The following is a 16,094-nucleotide window of genomic DNA, read 5'->3' as shown; positions in this document are numbered from 1 at the left end:
GCCTGATGTTCATCACTCTGGGTAGCGGATAGATAACCCACACGGCACGGGCGAAGAGGGGCGTGGGACATGGAGGCGATGCGGCTCATCGAGGCCACCCGACTGGCTTTGACGCGGGCTGACGCCGTGCAGGACGTCGTCGTCGAGGCATGGCAGGCACAGGCGCTCGCTGAGGTCATCGGAAGCTACTTCGCGGGCAGCGCCTCACCCACGGCGCGCTGGGAAGCACAGGGCCTCAGCGAGGCGGGCGGCCGAGCATGCGGCGCACTGGGGCGCCCCGCTCTCAACCACCCCACGCTGCGCACCGGGGCGATACGCGCCGTGCAGTTGACGGAAGTGCGCGACCCCCGGCGCGTGCTCCTCGCGCTGGGGGTGTTGCTCGGCGACGTCGGCATAGCCCTGGTGGAGGTGGCCTGCGTGGCGGAAGAGGGCCTGTACTGGCAGTGCGTGGAGGCCGTGGACGCCGCGGACGAGTCCAGAGACCGCGTCTTCGGCATGCTCCGGGAACTCACGGCCTACCGGGAAGGCGGCGCCGCCTGACCGGCGACCGCCACCCCACCCCCGCCCGCGCCGCCCGTGGCCTTCCCCGCATTCCCTTGCCCTCGATCCCTTCCACCAGCCGCGCCCAGGGAGCCAGTGAGCCGTACGTCGCCGCTCGCCTGCGGCTCGGGCCACCGGCAGCAGACCCACCACCGCCCCAGACCACCACCGCTCCAGACCACCACCGGCCCAGATCATCACCCACCCCGACGAGCGACCGCCGCCCCCCGACACAGCAGCCGCCGACCACACGCCCGGCGCCCACCACCCGCGAACCCGCGGGCCCGCGAACCCGCCGCCGCGACCGCGCGCGACACCGACCGCCCGGCCACGGGCCGGCGGATCGCGGGGGCTGACACGGGCTGGGGGCACGTCGGCGCCATGCCCCGAAGCAGGCAGGATGGAGCCCATGGACCTACGCATCTTCACCGAGCCCCAGCAGGGGGCCAGCTACGACACCCTTCTCACCGTTGCCAAGGCCACCGAAGACCTGGGCTTCGACGCCTTCTTCCGCTCCGACCACTACCTGCGCATGGGCAGCGTCGACGGCCTGCCGGGCCCCACCGACGCCTGGATCACCCTGGCCGGTCTCGCCCGTGAGACCAGCCGCATCCGTCTCGGCACCCTGATGACCGCGGGCACCTTCCGACTCCCCGGCGTGCTGGCCATCCAGGTCGCCCAGGTGGACCAGATGTCCGGCGGACGGGTCGAGCTCGGCCTCGGCTCCGGATGGTTCGAAGAGGAACACCGCGCCTACGGCATCCCCTTCCCCAAGGAGAAGTTCGCGCGCCTTGAGGAGCAACTGGAGATCGTCACCGGCCTGTGGAACACGCCCCTCGGCCAGACGTACACCCACAACGGAACGCACTACCAGCTCACCGACTCGCCCGCCCTCCCCAAGCCCACCCAGTCGAAGGTGCCGGTCCTCATCGGTGGCCACGGGGCGGTGCGCACCCCGCGCCTGGCCGCGCGGTACGCCGACGAGTTCAACATCCCCTTCGCCTCCGTCGAGGACAGCGACCGGCAGTTCGGCCGCGTGCGGGCGGCGGCCGAGGCGGCCGGCCGCAAGGCCGACGACCTGGTGTACTCCAACGCCCTGGTGGCCTGCGTCGGCAAGGACGACAGCGAGGTGGCCCGGCGCGCCGCGGCCATCGGCCGGGACGTGACCGAACTCAAGGCGAACGGCCTGGCCGGCTCGCCGGCCGAGGTGGTGGACAAGATCGGCCAGTACGCGGCGATCGGCGCGTCCCGGATCTACTTCCAGATCCTCGACCTCGACGACCTCGACCACCTGGAGCTGATCTCCTCCCAGGTGCAGTCGCAACTCGGCTGAGGAACGCGCCATGACATCCGCCGCCGAGCCGCCCCCCGAAGGGACACCACCCAAGCCCCCGCCCCCGCCCGAGGGCCCTGGCCTCCCGCTGGCCGAGGCGCTGGCACGCGGGACGGTCGTGCTCGACGGCGGCCTCTCCAACCAGTTGGAGGCCCAGGGCTGCGACCTGTCGGACGACCTGTGGTCGGCGCGACTCCTCGCGGACGACCCGGCGCAGATCGAGGCCGCGCACGCGGCGTACGTCAGGGCGGGCGCCCAGGTCCTGATCACCTCCAGCTACCAGGCCAGCTACGAGGGGTTCGCCCGCCGGGACCTGGGCCGGCGCCAGGTGGACGAGCTGTTGCGCCGCAGCGTCCACCTGGCCCGCCGGGCGGCGGCCCAGAACGAGGCGGCAGGACGGGCGGACCCGACAGTGGGGGAGGTGTCCGGCGGAGGCGGGGACGGCGGCATAGGCGCGGCACACGCCCTGGTGGGACGCGAACCCGAGCGGTCGAGCGAGCATCAGGCAGCGCCCGGAGAGTTCGCTGCCGCACGGGAGGGCACGGTGTGGGTGGCGGGCTCCGTCGGCCCGTACGGGGCGATGCTCGCCGACGGCAGCGAGTACCGGGGCGGGTACGGGCTGAGCGTGCGAGAACTCATGGGCTACCACCGCCCGCGCGTCGCGGCGCTGGCCACGGCGCGACCGGACGTGCTGGCACTGGAGACGGTGCCGGACATCGACGAGGCGGAGGCGATGCTCTGGGCAGCCGAGGACTGCGGGGTTCCGGTGTGGCTCTCGTACAGCATCCGGGGCCACCTCACCCGAGCTGGCCAACCACTGGAACGGGCGTTCGCGCTCGCGGCGGACAACGAGCAGGTCATCGCGGTCGGGGTGAACTGCTGCACGCCGGCCGACGCGGACGGTGCGGTGCGACTGGCGGGGCTGGTCACCGGCAAACCGGTGGTCGTCTACCCGAACAGCGGCGAGGACTGGGACGCGACGGCGAGGGACTGGCGAGGCCGCAGCACCTTCGACCCGGCGCGGGTCGCGGCATGGCGGTCCGAGGGAGCCCGACTCGTCGGCGGCTGCTGCCGAGTGGGCCCGGACCAGATCGCCGACCTGGCGGCGGAAATTCGGGGGTGAGGGGCGAGGGGGAGGGGAGGGGGCGGGGGAGCCCCCCCCACCCGGTGGCCCGCAGCGAGCGGACCCGGCAACGCACCCGCGACAGCGGCCAGAGCCCCCATCCCCCCAGCCCCCCCAGCCCCCCGGCCTCGGGAAATCGGTGGGAGCGTGGCGGGTGGGCGGGCGATACTCGGGCGTGTGTTCTTAACCCTCACCACGACCGGTGATACCGAGCAGCCCGCGACCGACCTCGGGTTCCTGTTGCACAAGCATCCCGAGAAGGTGCAACGCTTCACCACCTCGCACGGGGTGGCGCACGTCTTCTACCCGGAGGCGTCGCCCGAGCGGTGCACGGCCGCGCTGTTGCTGGAGGTGGACACGGTGGCCCTGGTGCGCGGCGGCCGGGGGAAGCGCCCCGGCAGGGGTGCCGGCGCCGCGACCGCGATGCCGCTCGGCCAGTACGTCAACGACCGCCCGTACGCGGCCTCCTCGTTGCTCGCCGTGGCGTTGCGCGCGGTGTTCTCCAGTGCGCTCCAGGGGCGCTGCGCGGCGCGGCCCGAGTTGGTGGAGCGGCCGTTGCCGTTGCGGGTCGAGGTGCCGGCGTTGCCGTCGGAGGGCGGGGCCGAGCTGGTGGAGCGCATGTTCGCGCCGCTGGGTTGGCAGGTGCGGGCGACGCCGGTGGCGTTGGACGAGCGCTTCCCCGAGTGGGGTGCGGCGCGCTACGTGCGGCTGGTGCTGACGGGCGAGGCACGGCTCGCGGACGCGTTGCGGCAGCTCTACGTGTTGTTGCCGGTGCTCGATGACGCCAAGCACTACTGGGTCGCGCCCGACGAGGTGGAGAAGCTGCTGCGGTCTGGGGAGGGGTGGCTCGCGGGCCACCCGGAGCAGGAGTTGATCGCCCACCGGTATCTGGCCCGGAGCCGCGCGCTGACCCGGGACGCGTTGGAGCGGCTCGAACTGGCCCGGCTCGCCGCCGCGGACGACACCCCGCCCGAGAGCGTGGACAATGCCGTGGACGAGCGCGCCGACACCACGCAGGCGCCGAGCCCGTTGGCCGTGCGGCGCCGTGAGGCGATCGTGACCGTACTGCGCGAGGTGGGGGCCGCGCGGGTGCTCGACCTCGGCTGTGGCCAGGGGCAACTCCTGGCCGAGCTCATGGGCGACGCGCGCTTCACGGAACTGGTGGGCGTCGACGTCTCGCAGCGCGCGCTGGGTTCGGCGGCGCGGCGGCTGCGCCTCGACCAGCTTTCGGAGCGCCAGGCGGCTCGTGTCAGGCTGATGCAGGGCTCGTTGGCGTACACCGACGGCAGGTTGCGGGGGTATGACGCGGCGGTGCTCAGCGAGGTGGTGGAGCACGTCGATCCGCCGCGGTTGCCGGCGTTGGCGCACGCCGTGTTCGGGGCGGCGCGCCCCCGTACGGTGGTGATCACGACGCCGAACGCGGAGTACAACGTGCGGTGGAGCGGGTTGGCGGCGGGGCAGATGCGCCACGCCGACCACCGCTTCGAGTGGTCCCGCCAGGAGTTCGGCGCCTGGGCCGAGGGGGTGGCGCGCCGGTACGGCTACGGCGTGGAGTTCCGGCCCGTCGGTCCGGACGACCCCGAGGTGGGCCCCCCGACCCAGCTCGCGCTGTTCACGCTGAACCCGCCCGCCACGGCCCCGACCGCGGCCGGTGACCGGGCCGAGGTCGGGGCCGCGTCCGTCACCACGACCGGCACCGGCGCCACGACCGACGCCGAAACTGGCACTGGCCCTGGCACCGCCACCGCCTCCGACGCTGACCAGGAAGTTGTCACTGTGACCGTGCCGCGCGATGAGGTGACCGCATGACCGACGAGACGACCGACGAGACGACCGACGAGACGACCGACGAGCGGGTTCTCGCCGTGCCCGACCTCGCCCTCGTGGTGCTGGTCGGGGCCACCGGTTCGGGCAAGTCGACCTTTGCCGCGCGGCACTTCAAGCCGACCGAGGTGATCTCGTCGGACGTGTGTCGCGGGCTGGTCAGCGACGACGAGAACGACCAGGGGGCCAGCGCCGACGCGTTCGAGTTGCTGCACTTCATCGCGGGCAAGCGGCTCGCGGCCGGGCGGCTGACCGTGGTGGACGCCACCAACGTGCAGTCGGACAGCAGGAAGCAACTGATCGCGCTGGCGCGGCAGTACGACGTGCTGCCGGTCGCGATCGTGCTCGACGTGCCGGAGGGGGTGTGCGCCGAGCGCAACGCGGCGCGGCCCGACCGCGCCGCGCTGCCCCGGCACGTGATCCAGCGCCACCGGCGTGAGTTGCAGCGCTCGCTGCGCCACCTGGAGCGCGAGGGTTTCCGTACGGTGCACGTACTGCGCGGCGTGGCGGAGGTGGAGGCCGCCACCGTCACGCGGGAGCGGCGCTACAACGACCTGCGGCACCTGAGCGGCCCGTTCGACATCATCGGCGACGTGCACGGCTGTCGCGGCGAGTTGGAGAGCCTGCTCGGCGACCTCGGGTACGAGCTGCGCCGGGACGAGGAGGGGCGCGCGGTGGGGGCGGCGCACCCGCAGGGGCGTACGGCCGTCTTCGTCGGCGACCTCGTCGACCGTGGCCCGGACAGTCCGGGCGTGCTGCGCCTGGTCATGGGCATGGTGGCGGACGGGTCGGCCCTGTGCGTGCCCGGCAACCACGAGAACAAGCTGGGCCGCTACCTCGCGGGCACCACCGTCAAGCTCGCGCACGGCCTGCCGGAGACGATCGAGCAGTTGGAGCGCGAGGACGCCCGCGATCCCGACTTCCGGGCCCGGGTCGCGGCGTTCATCCGTTCGCTGGTCAGCCACTACGTGTTGGACGGCGGCGCGCTGGTGGTCGCGCACGCCGGGCTGCTGGAGAAGTACCACGGCCGCCAGTCGGGCCGGGTCCGCTCGTTCGCGTTGTACGGGGAGACGACGGGCGAGACCGACGCGTTCGGGCTGCCGGTGCGTTACCCGTGGGCCGAGGACTACCGGGGCCGGGCCGCGGTGGTCTACGGGCACACTCCCGTGCCGCGGGCGACCTGGCTGAACAACACCATCTGCCTCGACACGGGGTGCGTCTTCGGTGGCGCGCTGACCGCGCTGCGCTGGCCGGAGCGGGAACTGGTGAGCACGCCGGCCGAGAAGGTCTGGTACGAGCCGGTCAAGCCGCTGGTCAGCGAGGCCCCGGGGGGCACGGACGGCAGGCCGCTGGACCTGAACGACGTCGCCGGCCGGCGGGTGGTGGAGACGCGGGAGCTGGGCCGGGTCGCGGTGAAGGAGGAGAACGCGGCGGCGGCGCTCGAGGTGATGAGCCGGTTCGCCGTGGACCCGAGCCTGTTGGCCTACCTGCCGCCGACGATGGCCCCGTGCCCGACGTCGTCGCGGGAGGGCTACCTGGAGCATCCGGCCGAGGCGTTCGCCGCCTACCGGGCCGACGGCGTGCGGCAGGTGGTGTGCCAGGAGAAGCACATGGGCTCGCGGGCGGTGGCCCTGGTGTGCCGGGACGCGGGCGTGGCCCGCGAGCGCTTCGGCGCGACGACCGCCGAGGTCAGGGGCGTGCTGCACACGCGCACCGGGCGGCCGTTCTTCGCCGATCCGGCGCTGACCGACCGGGTGCTGGGCCGGCTGGCCGAGGCCGTCGACGGCGCCGGTCTGTGGGCGGAGCTGGACACGGACTGGCTGCTCGTCGACGCCGAGCTGATGCCGTGGTCGCTGAAGGCCGAGGGGCTGCTGCGCGGCCAGTACGCGGCCGTCGGGGCGGCGTCGCGGGCCGTGTTCCCCGGCGTGGTCGACGCCCTGGAGGCGGCGGCCGGGCGCGGCCTTGAGGTGACCGAACTGCTGGCGCGGCAGCGGGAGCGCGCGGCCGACGCCGAGGCGTTCACCGAGGCGTACCGGCGCTACTGCTGGCGCGTGGGCGACTCGCCGGAAGACCGCGCGGGCCGGTCGGCGGGCCAACTCGCCGGTCGGCCGGCCGGTGGGCCCGCGGGTGGCGTGCTGGACGCGCCCGCGCCGGGCGCCGACGGGCGCGAGGGCCTGGGCGGCATCCGGTTGGCACCGTTCCAGTTGCTGGCCGGGCAGGGGCGCAATCTCGCCCTGCTCCCGCACGACGACCAACTGGCCCTGATCGACCGGCTCGTCGCGGCCGAGGCCGATCTCCTGGCGGCGGCCGGGGGCGCGAACGCGGGCGGGGCGGCGGCCGGGGCCGAGGTCGGGGACGCGCGCGGCGTCGCCGCCCCCGGCCGCGGTCACGGGCTGCTCGCGTCCACGCGCCGGCTCTACGTCGACACCGAGGACGAGGCGTCGGTGGCGGCCGGCATCCAGTGGTGGCTGGATCTGACGGCCGCCGGTGGTGAGGGCATGGTGGTCAAGCCGGTGCGGGCGGGCGCGCGGACCGCGGGCGGCAAGCTCGTACAGCCCGGCCTCAAGTGCCGGGGGCCGGAGTACCTGCGCCTGGTGTACGGCCCGGAGTACGCGCGCCCGGAGAACCTGGAGCGGCTGCGCGAGCGGCACCTGCCGCACAAGCGTTCGCTGGCGCTGCGCGAGTACGCGCTCGGCCTCGAGGGCCTGGAGCGGCTGGCGGGCGCGGAGCCGCTGTGGCGGGTGCACGAGGCCGTGTTCGCGGTCCTGGCCCTGGAGTCGGAGCCCGTCGACCCCAGGCTGTGACCCCGGTTGAGCGCCCGGTCGCGGCTCCGCTCCGGGCGCGGCCTCCGGCCGTGTCACCTGGCCCCCGCCTCTCGGGCCCGTACGCGACGGCCATGGCGTACGGGCCGCGCCCCGGTCGTGACACCGGTTCCCGGCGACGGGCGGGCGGTGGTGGCGTCAGCGGCCGGCTGCCGCCGGTCGCTGACGCCACCCGGCTGGTGGCCGCCGGTGGCTGGGGCGGTCGGGGGGCGCGGGGTGGCGTGCGGGGCGAGGCGTACGGGTTTCCGACACCTGTCGGCAAGTGCGCCGCGCCCGGTGTCGCCGGCTGTCCGGGCTGGCGGGGGCGTCGGGCCGGCGGTGTGGGGCCGGGCGGTCCCCGTGGCGGTGCCGCACCGCTCCTCGGGGTGGCGGCGCGGTGGTTTCCGGCCCGCTGACGGGTGCGCGCCGGCGGCGCGCGGCGCGCGCGGACGGCGTCGCGACCGATGTGCACGGGGCCGGCTTGGGGTGAGGATAGGTGCATGGGATTCCATGTCGACTCCGAGGCCGGGCGGCTCCGTCGCGTCATCTTGCACCGTCCCGACCTGGAGCTGAAGCGACTCACACCGACCAACAAGGACGCGCTCCTCTTCGATGACGTGCTGTGGGTGCGCCGGGCCCGGCAGGAGCACGACGGGTTCGCGGACGTGTTGCGCGACCGGGGCGTGGAGGTGCACCTCTTCGGCGACCTGTTGGCCGAGAGCCTCGCGCTGCCCGAGGCCCGCGCCCTGGTCCTCGACCGGGTCTTCGACGAGAAGGAGTACGGCCCGCTGGCCACCGATCACCTGCGGGCCGCCTTCGACGAGTTGTCCGCGCCCGAGCTGGCCCAGGCCCTGGTCGGCGGGGAGACCAAGCGGGAGTTCCTGGAGCGGCGCCCGGAGCCGGTCTCGGTGCGCTTCCACGCGATGGAGCCGGACGACTTCGTCGTCCATCCGCTGCCCAACCACCTGTTCACGCGCGACGCTTCGGCCTGGGTGTACGACGGGGTGTCCATCAACGCGATGCGCTGGCCGGCGCGTTGGCACGAGACCGTGCACTACGAGGCCGTCTACCGGCACCACCCGCTCTTCGCCGACCAGGACTTCCACGTGTGGTCGGAGGGGCAGGCGGCGTACCCCTCCACCATCGAGGGCGGCGACGTGCTGGTGATCGGCAACGGCGCGGTGCTGATCGGGATGAGCGAGCGGACCACGCCGCAGGCGGTGGAGATGCTGGCGCGCGGCCTGTTCGCGGCGGGCTCGGCGCGCACGATCGTGGCTCTGGACATGCCGAAGGGGCGCGCGTTCATGCACCTGGACACGGTGATGACCATGGTGGACGGCGACACCTTCACGCAGTACGCGGGACTGGGGATGCTGCGCTCGTACACGATCGAGCCGGGCGCGGAGGAGAACGACCTCAAGGTCACCGACCACCCGCCCGAGCACATGCACCGGGCCATAGCCGCCGCGCTGGGCCTCGACGCGATCCGGGTGCTGACCGCGACCCAGGACGTGCACGCGGCGGAGCGGGAGCAGTGGGACGACGGGTGCAACGTGCTGGCCGTCGAGCCGGGCGTGGTGGTGGCGTACGAGCGCAACGCCACCACCAACACCTACCTGCGCAAGCGCGGCATCGAGGTGATCACCATCCCGGGCAGCGAGCTGGGCCGTGGCCGGGGCGGGCCACGCTGCATGAGCTGTCCGGTGGAGCGCGACGCGGTGTGAGCGGGGCTCGGCGTGAGCGTGGCGCGGCGTGAGCGGGGCACGGCGTGAGCCCGGCCGGGGCTCCGCGTGGTCGGCCGGCGCGCATCCGGTCAGGCCGGCACCCGGTCGGACCAGTCGGGCCGGCCATGGGTCGGGCGGGCGGCCACGGGCCCCGGCTCGTGGGCGCTGTGTCCGGGCCCGAGCCGAGCGCGGGGGAGTGAGGGGAAACGAGGGGCGGGGGGACGCGGACCCGGGACACGACAGGGCGGGACGCGAGGGAAGGGAACGCGGCCGGAGTCGGAGGCGGGGAGAGGCGGGGATATGACGTGGCGCGGCCGGCCGGGCATCCTGAGCGTGGGCGCGGAGGTGCCGGGGCTCGGCGGCGGGCACGGCGCGGCCGGACGGGGCGCGGACCGCGGTTGCATATAAATGTTGCTGCTCGTATATGCTTCCGAAGTTCCCGAACGCTGTGACCTAGGAGCCTGCCATGGCGAGCGACCTCTTCGGCCGTCACTTCCTCAAGGAGCTGGACTTCACCGCGGATGAGTTCGTGCGCCTGGTGGAGCTGGCCGCCGAGCTGAAGGCCGCCAAGCGAGCCGGCGCCGAGGTGCGGCGACTGGCCGGTAAGAACGTGGCGCTGATATTCGAGAAGACCTCGACCCGTACCCGCTGCGCCTTCGAGGTCGCCGCGGCCGACCAGGGCGCCTCGACCACCTACCTCGACCCGACCGGCTCGCAGCTCGGCCACAAGGAGTCGGTCAAGGACACCGCGCGGGTGCTCGGCCGGATGTACGACGCGATCCAGTACCGGGGCGCCGGCCAGGCCGTCGTCGAGGAGCTGGCCGCCCACGCCGGGGTGCCGGTCTACAACGGCCTGACCGACGAGTGGCACCCCACCCAGATGCTGGCCGACGTGCTGACCATGACGGAGCATGCGGCGCGGCCGCTCACCGAGATGGCGTACGCCTACCTCGGTGACGCCCGGTCGAACATGGGGCACTCCTACCTGATCACCGGCGCGCTGCTCGGCATGGACGTGCGCGTCGTCGCCCCGCGCGCCCTGTGGCCCGCCGACGAGATCACGGCGCACGCCCGACGGCTCGCCGCCACTTCGGGGGCCCGGATCACGCTCACCGAGGACATCGACGAGGGCGTGCGCGGCGCGGACTTCGTCGCCACCGACGTCTGGGTCTCGATGGGGGAGCCACGAGAGGTGTGGGACGAGCGGATCGCGCTGCTGCGCCCATACGCCGTGACCATGGACGTGCTGCGCGCCACCGGCAAGCCCGAGGTCCGGTTCCTGCACTGCCTGCCCGCCTTCCACGACCTCGGCACGGGCGTCGGCCGGGACATCCACGCCCGGTACGGGCTGACCTCGCTCGAGGTCACCGACGAGGTCTTCGAGTCCGCGCACTCGGTGGTCTTCGACGAGGCGGAGAACCGGATGCACACGATCAAGGCGATCATGGTCGCCACGCTCACGCGCTGAGCCGGCAGCCTCGCCCATGAGTGAATAGTCATACGCTGCAATGAGCGATCATGCAGTGTGGGCGGCTAGAATGGTCGTATTGCGTACGCGATGAGTGCGTACGGGGTGGGGTTCGGGCGCACCGGCTCGGGCCCCACTTCGCTGCGCTGGCCCGGCCGGCGTAGCTCGCGCGCGCCGGGCCCCGTCCCGCCCGCGCCGCGGCTCCGGCCGCGCGCCGGATCGCGCTCGTCCCGCGCCCGGCCGCGAGACGAGCGCGCTCCCCCCACCGCACCGCCAGCCAGACCCAGAGAAGAGAACCACCCCATGCACGCGCCCAAGCTCCGCATCAAGTCCCCCGATGTGCTGATAGCCGAGTCCGGCGCGGACCGCGCGGGGCACGGCCTGCGGCGCACCATGGGCCTGTTCCAGCTCGTGTGCTTCGGCGTCGGCGCGATCGTGGGCACCGGCATCTTCGTGGGGCTCTCGGACACGGTCGCCGAGGCCGGCCCGGCCACCGTGCTCACCTTCGTGCTGGCGGCCGTGACCTGCGTGCTGACCGCGTTCTCCTTCGCCGAGCTGGGCGGCGCCATCCCCGTCTCCGGCAGCTCCTACTCGTACGCGTACGCCACCCTCGGCGAGGGCGCGGCGTTCATCACCGGCTGGTGCCTGCTCCTGGAGTACGGGGTGTCCGTCTCCGCCGTCGCGGTGGGCTGGGGGCAGTACCTGAACGAGCTGCTGCACAGCGTCTTCGGCTGGCAGTTGCCCGCCGCGCTGTCCAACCCGCCCGGCGAGGGCGGCGTCGTCAACGTCCCGGCCGTGGTGGTCATCGCGCTGGCCGCCTCGCTGCTGGTGCGCGGCGTGCGGGAGAGCGCCCGCGCGACCGCGGCGATGGCGGTGCTCAAGATCGGGGTCCTCGCGCTGTTCTGCGCCATCGCCTTCGCGGCCTTCGAGGGAGGCAACCTCACGCCGTTCGCGGCGCACGGGCTCGCCGGGGTGACCTCCGGCGCGTCGGTCGCCTTCTTCTCCTACATCGGCTTCGACGCGATCACCACCGCGGGCGAGGAGGTGAAGAACCCGAGCCGCACCGTGCCGCTGGCCATCATGGTCTGCATCGGCGTGGTCACGCTGCTGTACTGCCTGGTCGCGCTGGCCGCCATCGGCGCGCTGTCCGCGGACGAGGTGGCGGGCAAGCCGGCCGCCCTGTCGCTGATCGTCAACCACGTCACCGGCTCCACGGTGGGCGGCGGCGTCATCGCCTTCGGCGCGATCGTCGCCATCGCCTCGGTGGTGCTCACGGTGACCTACGGGCAGACCCGCATCCTGATGTCGATGTCCCGGGACGGCCTCATCCCGGGGGTCTTCCAGCGGATCTCGCCGAAGACGGCGACGCCGGTGGCCGGCACCTGGATCGTGGCCGCGGTGTTCGCGGTGCCCGCCGCGGTGGTGCCGCTCAAGGTGGTGCTCGACCTGACCACGATCGGCACGCTGTCCGCCATGGTGATCGTCAACGTCAGCGTGATCGTGCTGCGCCGCTCCCGCCCGGGCCTCGCCCGCCCCTTCCACACCCCCCTCTTCCCGCTGCCCCCGCTCCTCGGCATCGCCTGCTGCGGCTACCTGATCTACGGGACGGGCACCGCGACCTGGCTCCAGTTCGGCGTGTTCCTGCTGGTGGGGACGGTGCTGTACGTGGCGTACGGGCGACGCCACTCCCGGCTGCGCGGCGCCCACACCGGCGCCGCCGGTACCGAAGCCGACGGAGGGGCCAAGGCGGACGAGGCAGGCGAGGCGGCCGAGGCGGGCGGGACCACGGAACCGGCGGGGGAGCGCGCGCCGGTCGCCACCCACGGCGGTTGATGACGGATCGCGCGCCCGTACGCCTCCGGCGCGGCGCCGGCGCACGGGTGATCGCGGGCCCACCTCCGTATCGCGTACCCGTGACGGAAGTCACGAACGGGTGATAGCTTCGAAGGGCTGCGGGCACCTGCCGTACGGCTCGAGGAGGCCATGCGTATGAGTCCGTTCACCGGGTCGGCGCCGCGCACGCGGGAGTGGGAGCACCTGCGGCTCACCCTCGACGGCGCCGTGGCCACCGTCACCCTCGCCCGTCCCGACAAGCTCAACGCGCTGACCTTCGGCGCCTACGCCGACCTGCGGGACCTGTTGGCCGAGCTGTCCCGGACCCGCTCCGTGCGCGCCCTGGTGCTGGCCGGCGCGGGGCGCGGGTTCTGCTCCGGCGGCGACGTGGACGAGATCATCGGGGCGACGCTCGGCATGGCGACCGACGCGCTGCTCGACTTCAACCGGATGACCGGACAGGTGGTGCGGGCGGTGCGGGAGTGCCCGTTCCCCGTGATCGCGGCGGTGCACGGGGTGGCCGCGGGCGCCGGCGCGGTGCTCGCGCTGGCCGCCGACTTCCGCGTCGCCGACCCCAGCGCCCGGTTCGCCTTCCTGTTCACCAAGGTCGGCCTCTCCGGCGGCGACATGGGCGCCGCCTACCTGCTGCCCCGCGTCGTCGGCCTCGGGCACGCCACCCGGTTGCTGATGCTCGGCGAGCCGGTGCGCGCGCCCGAGGCCGAGCGGATCGGCCTGCTGAGCCAGCTCACCGAGGAGGGCCAGGCGGACGCCGAGGCGACCCGGCTCGCCCACCGCCTCGCCGCGGGCCCCGCGCTCGGCTACGCGCAGACCAAGGCGCTGCTGACCGCCGAACTCGACATGCCGCTCGCCGCCGCCATCGAACTCGACGCCGCCACCCAGGCGCTGCTGATGAACAGCGCCGACTACGCCGAGTTCCACGCGGCCTTCACCGGCAAGCGCCCGCCCGCCTGGCAGGGGCGGTGACGGTGCCGGCGCCGGCACCGGTGTCGCCGGGCCTGCCGGGCCTGTCGGGCCGCACCGTCGCCGCGCGGGTCGCGGTCATCGGCGGCGGGCCCGGCGGCCTGTACGCCGCCGCGCTGCTCAAGCGGCTGCGCCCGGAGCGCGAGGTGAGCGTGTGGGAGCGGGGCGAGCCGCGGACCACGTTCGGCTTCGGCGTGGTGTTCTCGGACGAGACGCTGGGCGGCATCGAGCACGCCGACCCCGTGGTCTACCGGGAGCTGAGCGCGGAGTTCGTCCGCTGGGACACCATCGACGTGGTGCGCGGCGGCCGGGTGCTGACCTCCGGCGGGCACGGCTTCGCCGCCCTCGGCCGACAGCGGCTCCTGGAGATCCTCCACCGGCGCTGCCGCGCCCTGGGCGTACGACTCCACCCGCGCACGCCCGCCCCGCCCGCCGCCGCACTCGCCCGCGACCACGACCTGGTCATCGCCGCCGACGGGGTGCACAGCACCACCCGCGCCGCGCACGCCGACGTCTTCGCGCCCCACATCACCCCGCACCGCTGCCGCTACATCTGGCTGGCCGCCGACTTCGCGCTGGACGCGTTCCGCTTCGAGATCGCCGAAACCGAGCACGGAGTGCTGCAACTGCACGGCTACCCCTACGCGCGTCCCCGGACCGGGGCGGCGCCCGGCGGCGACGGCGGCGACGGTGGGCCCGCGGCCGGGGCCAGCACGATCATCGTCGAGGCCCGCGAGGAGGTGTGGCGCGCGGCCGGCCTCGACCGATGCGACGAGGCCGACTCCGCGCGGGCGTGCGCCGAGTTGTTCGCCGACGCGCTCGGCGGCCGGCCGCTGCGCGGCAACGCCTCGCGCTGGACGGCCTTCCGCACCGTCACCAACGAGCGCTGGTCACACGGGCCCGTCGTGCTGCTCGGCGACGCCGCGCACACCGCGCACTTCTCCATCGGCTCCGGCACCAAGCTCGCCATCGAGGACGCCCTCGCGCTCGCCGCCTGCCTGGAGGAGCACCCCACGGTCGCGCGGGCACTGGCCGCGTACGAGGCCGAGCGGCGGCCCGTGGTGGCCTCCACGCAGCGCGCCGCCCGCGCCAGCCTGGGCTGGTTCGAGGACCTCGCCCACTACCTGCGCCAGCCGCCCCGCCAGTTCGCCTTCAACCTGCTCACCCGCAGCCGCCGGGTCACCCACGAGAACCTGCGGCTGCGCGACGCGGGGTTCGTGGCCGCCGTCGAGCGCGAGGCGGGGCTGCCGCCGCACACACCGCCCATGTTCGCCCCGCTCAGGCTGCGCGGCCTGACCCTGCGCAACCGGGTCGTGGTCTCCCCGATGGACATGTACTCCGCCGAGGACGGCACCCCCGGCGACTTCCACGTCGCCCACCTCGGCGCCCGGGCCCTGGGCGGCGCGGGCCTGGTGATGACCGAGATGGTGTGCGTCAGCCCCACCGGACGGATCACCCCCGGCTGCCCGGGCCTGTACGCGGCCGAGCACGAGGCGGCCTGGCGGCGGATCACCGGGTTCGCGCACGCCGCGTCGCCCGGCGTCGCCGTCGGCGTGCAACTCGGGCACAGTGGCCGCAAGGGCTCGACCCGGCTGATGTGGGAGGGCATCGACGACCCGCTGCCGAGCGGCAACTGGCCGCTGGTGGCGGCCTCCCCGCTGCCGTACCGGCCCGGCGTGAGCCAGGTCCCCCGGGAGTTGGACGCCGCGGGCCTGGCCGAGATCCGCGAACAGTTCGTCTCCGCCGCGCTGAGCGCCGCCCGCGCCGGCTTCGACCTGCTCGAACTGCACTGCGCGCACGGCTACCTGCTCTCCGGCTTCCTCTCCCCGCTCACCAACCGGCGCACCGACGGCTACGGCGGCGACCTGGCCGGCCGGCTGCGCTACCCGCTGGAGGTCTTCGACGCGGTGCGCGCCGTCTGGCCCGCTGACGCGCCCATGACCGTGCGCATCTCCGCGACGGACTGGGCCGCCGGCGGCACCACGGCCGACGACGCGGTCGCCATCGCCGCGGCGTTCGCCGCGCACGGCGCCGACGCCATCGACGTCTCCACCGGACAGGTCGTCGCCCACGAGGAGCCCGAGGCGGGCCGCTCGTACCAGACGCCGTTCGCCGACCGCATCCGCAACGAACTGGGCGTCCCGGTCATCGCGGTCGGCGCCATCTCCTCCTGGGACGACGTCAACTCGCTGCTGCTCGCCGGCCGCGCCGACCTGTGCGCCCTGGCCAGGCCGCACCTGTACGACCCGCACTGGACGCTGCACGCGGCGGCGGAACAGGGCTACGAAGGCCCGGGCGCACCGTGGCCCGCGCCCTACCGGGCCGGCAGCCGCAAGCCGCCCGCCGGGCGCGCCGACGAGCCCAGGCCACGGCTGACACTGCACACCGCCGCGCCGGGCGTGCCGCGCGGCCGGCCCCGGTAGGCCGTGCCCGGGGGTCGTCCCCGGTAGGCCGTGCCCGGGGGCCG

10 protein-coding genes are annotated in these 16,094 nt (G+C 74.2%); all 10 read left to right on the top strand.

Annotation, left to right across the window (positions count from 1 at the left end):
• Positions 1 to 69: 69 nt before the first annotated feature.
• Complete coding sequence (locus AC3CHW_RS06815) at positions 70 to 540, top strand: DUF6099 family protein (protein WP_176164570.1); 471 nt, start codon at positions 70 to 72, stop codon at positions 538 to 540.
• Between the two features lie 409 nt (positions 541 to 949).
• The gene (locus AC3CHW_RS06810) at positions 950 to 1,873 is read left to right on the top strand and encodes an LLM class F420-dependent oxidoreductase (RefSeq protein ID WP_217189367.1); all 924 of its coding nucleotides are present in this window, start codon (positions 950 to 952) and stop codon (positions 1,871 to 1,873) included.
• Positions 1,874 to 1,883: 10 nt separating this feature from the next.
• Positions 1,884 to 2,996 carry a homocysteine S-methyltransferase gene (mmuM, locus tag AC3CHW_RS06805; protein WP_488469898.1) on the top strand — a complete coding sequence of 371 codons (1,113 nt, stop codon included), beginning with the start codon at positions 1,884 to 1,886 and terminating at the stop codon, positions 2,994 to 2,996.
• 177 nt (positions 2,997 to 3,173) lie between these two features.
• On the top strand, positions 3,174 to 4,805 hold the full coding sequence (locus tag AC3CHW_RS06800) for a 3' terminal RNA ribose 2'-O-methyltransferase Hen1 (protein WP_488469897.1): 1,632 nt from the start codon (positions 3,174 to 3,176) through the stop codon (positions 4,803 to 4,805).
• Positions 4,802 to 7,624, top strand: coding sequence for a polynucleotide kinase-phosphatase (locus AC3CHW_RS06795; protein WP_488469896.1), 2,823 nt, complete (start codon positions 4,802 to 4,804; stop codon positions 7,622 to 7,624). Before AC3CHW_RS06800 ends, AC3CHW_RS06795 begins: the two co-directional genes overlap by 4 nt.
• Positions 7,625 to 8,121: 497 nt before the next feature.
• Positions 8,122 to 9,345: an arginine deiminase gene (locus AC3CHW_RS06790; protein ID WP_488469895.1), complete on the top strand. Its 1,224-nt coding sequence runs from the start codon at positions 8,122 to 8,124 to the stop codon at positions 9,343 to 9,345.
• Between the two features lie 466 nt (positions 9,346 to 9,811).
• Entirely contained in the window at positions 9,812 to 10,813 is a 1,002-nt protein-coding gene (gene argF, locus AC3CHW_RS06785; RefSeq protein WP_488469894.1) for an ornithine carbamoyltransferase, read from the top strand.
• Positions 10,814 to 11,116: 303 nt separating this feature from the next.
• Positions 11,117 to 12,646, top strand: coding sequence for an amino acid permease (locus tag AC3CHW_RS06780; protein ID WP_488469893.1), 1,530 nt, complete (start codon positions 11,117 to 11,119; stop codon positions 12,644 to 12,646).
• Positions 12,647 to 12,802: 156 nt separating this feature from the next.
• On the top strand, positions 12,803 to 13,630 hold the full coding sequence (locus tag AC3CHW_RS06775; protein WP_176164578.1) for an enoyl-CoA hydratase family protein: 828 nt from the start codon (positions 12,803 to 12,805) through the stop codon (positions 13,628 to 13,630).
• 20 nt (positions 13,631 to 13,650) lie between these two features.
• On the top strand, positions 13,651 to 16,050 hold the full coding sequence (locus AC3CHW_RS06770; RefSeq protein ID WP_488470984.1) for a bifunctional salicylyl-CoA 5-hydroxylase/oxidoreductase: 2,400 nt from the start codon (positions 13,651 to 13,653) through the stop codon (positions 16,048 to 16,050).
• The last annotated feature ends 44 nt before the right edge of the window (positions 16,051 to 16,094 follow it).

The sequence above is a fragment of the Streptomyces sp. MGP-BFMKR1 genome, assembly GCF_057766585.1.
Note: the sequence above shows the minus strand (reverse complement) of the source record. Positions and strands in the feature narration are given on the sequence as shown.

Excerpts from the sequence above, each read along its gene's own strand:
- AC3CHW_RS06815 (WP_176164570.1), top strand. The coding sequence starts at position 70 with ATGGAGGCGATGCGGCTCATCGAGGCCACCCGACTGGCTTTGACGCGG.
- AC3CHW_RS06810 (WP_217189367.1), top strand. The coding sequence starts at position 950 with ATGGACCTACGCATCTTCACCGAGCCCCAGCAGGGGGCCAGCTACGAC.
- mmuM (WP_488469898.1), top strand. The coding sequence starts at position 1,884 with ATGACATCCGCCGCCGAGCCGCCCCCCGAAGGGACACCACCCAAGCCC.
- AC3CHW_RS06795 (WP_488469896.1), top strand. The coding sequence starts at position 4,802 with ATGACCGACGAGACGACCGACGAGACGACCGACGAGACGACCGACGAG.
- AC3CHW_RS06790 (WP_488469895.1), top strand. The coding sequence starts at position 8,122 with ATGGGATTCCATGTCGACTCCGAGGCCGGGCGGCTCCGTCGCGTCATC.
- argF (WP_488469894.1), top strand. The coding sequence starts at position 9,812 with ATGGCGAGCGACCTCTTCGGCCGTCACTTCCTCAAGGAGCTGGACTTC.
- AC3CHW_RS06780 (WP_488469893.1), top strand. The coding sequence starts at position 11,117 with ATGCACGCGCCCAAGCTCCGCATCAAGTCCCCCGATGTGCTGATAGCC.
- AC3CHW_RS06775 (WP_176164578.1), top strand. The coding sequence starts at position 12,803 with ATGAGTCCGTTCACCGGGTCGGCGCCGCGCACGCGGGAGTGGGAGCAC.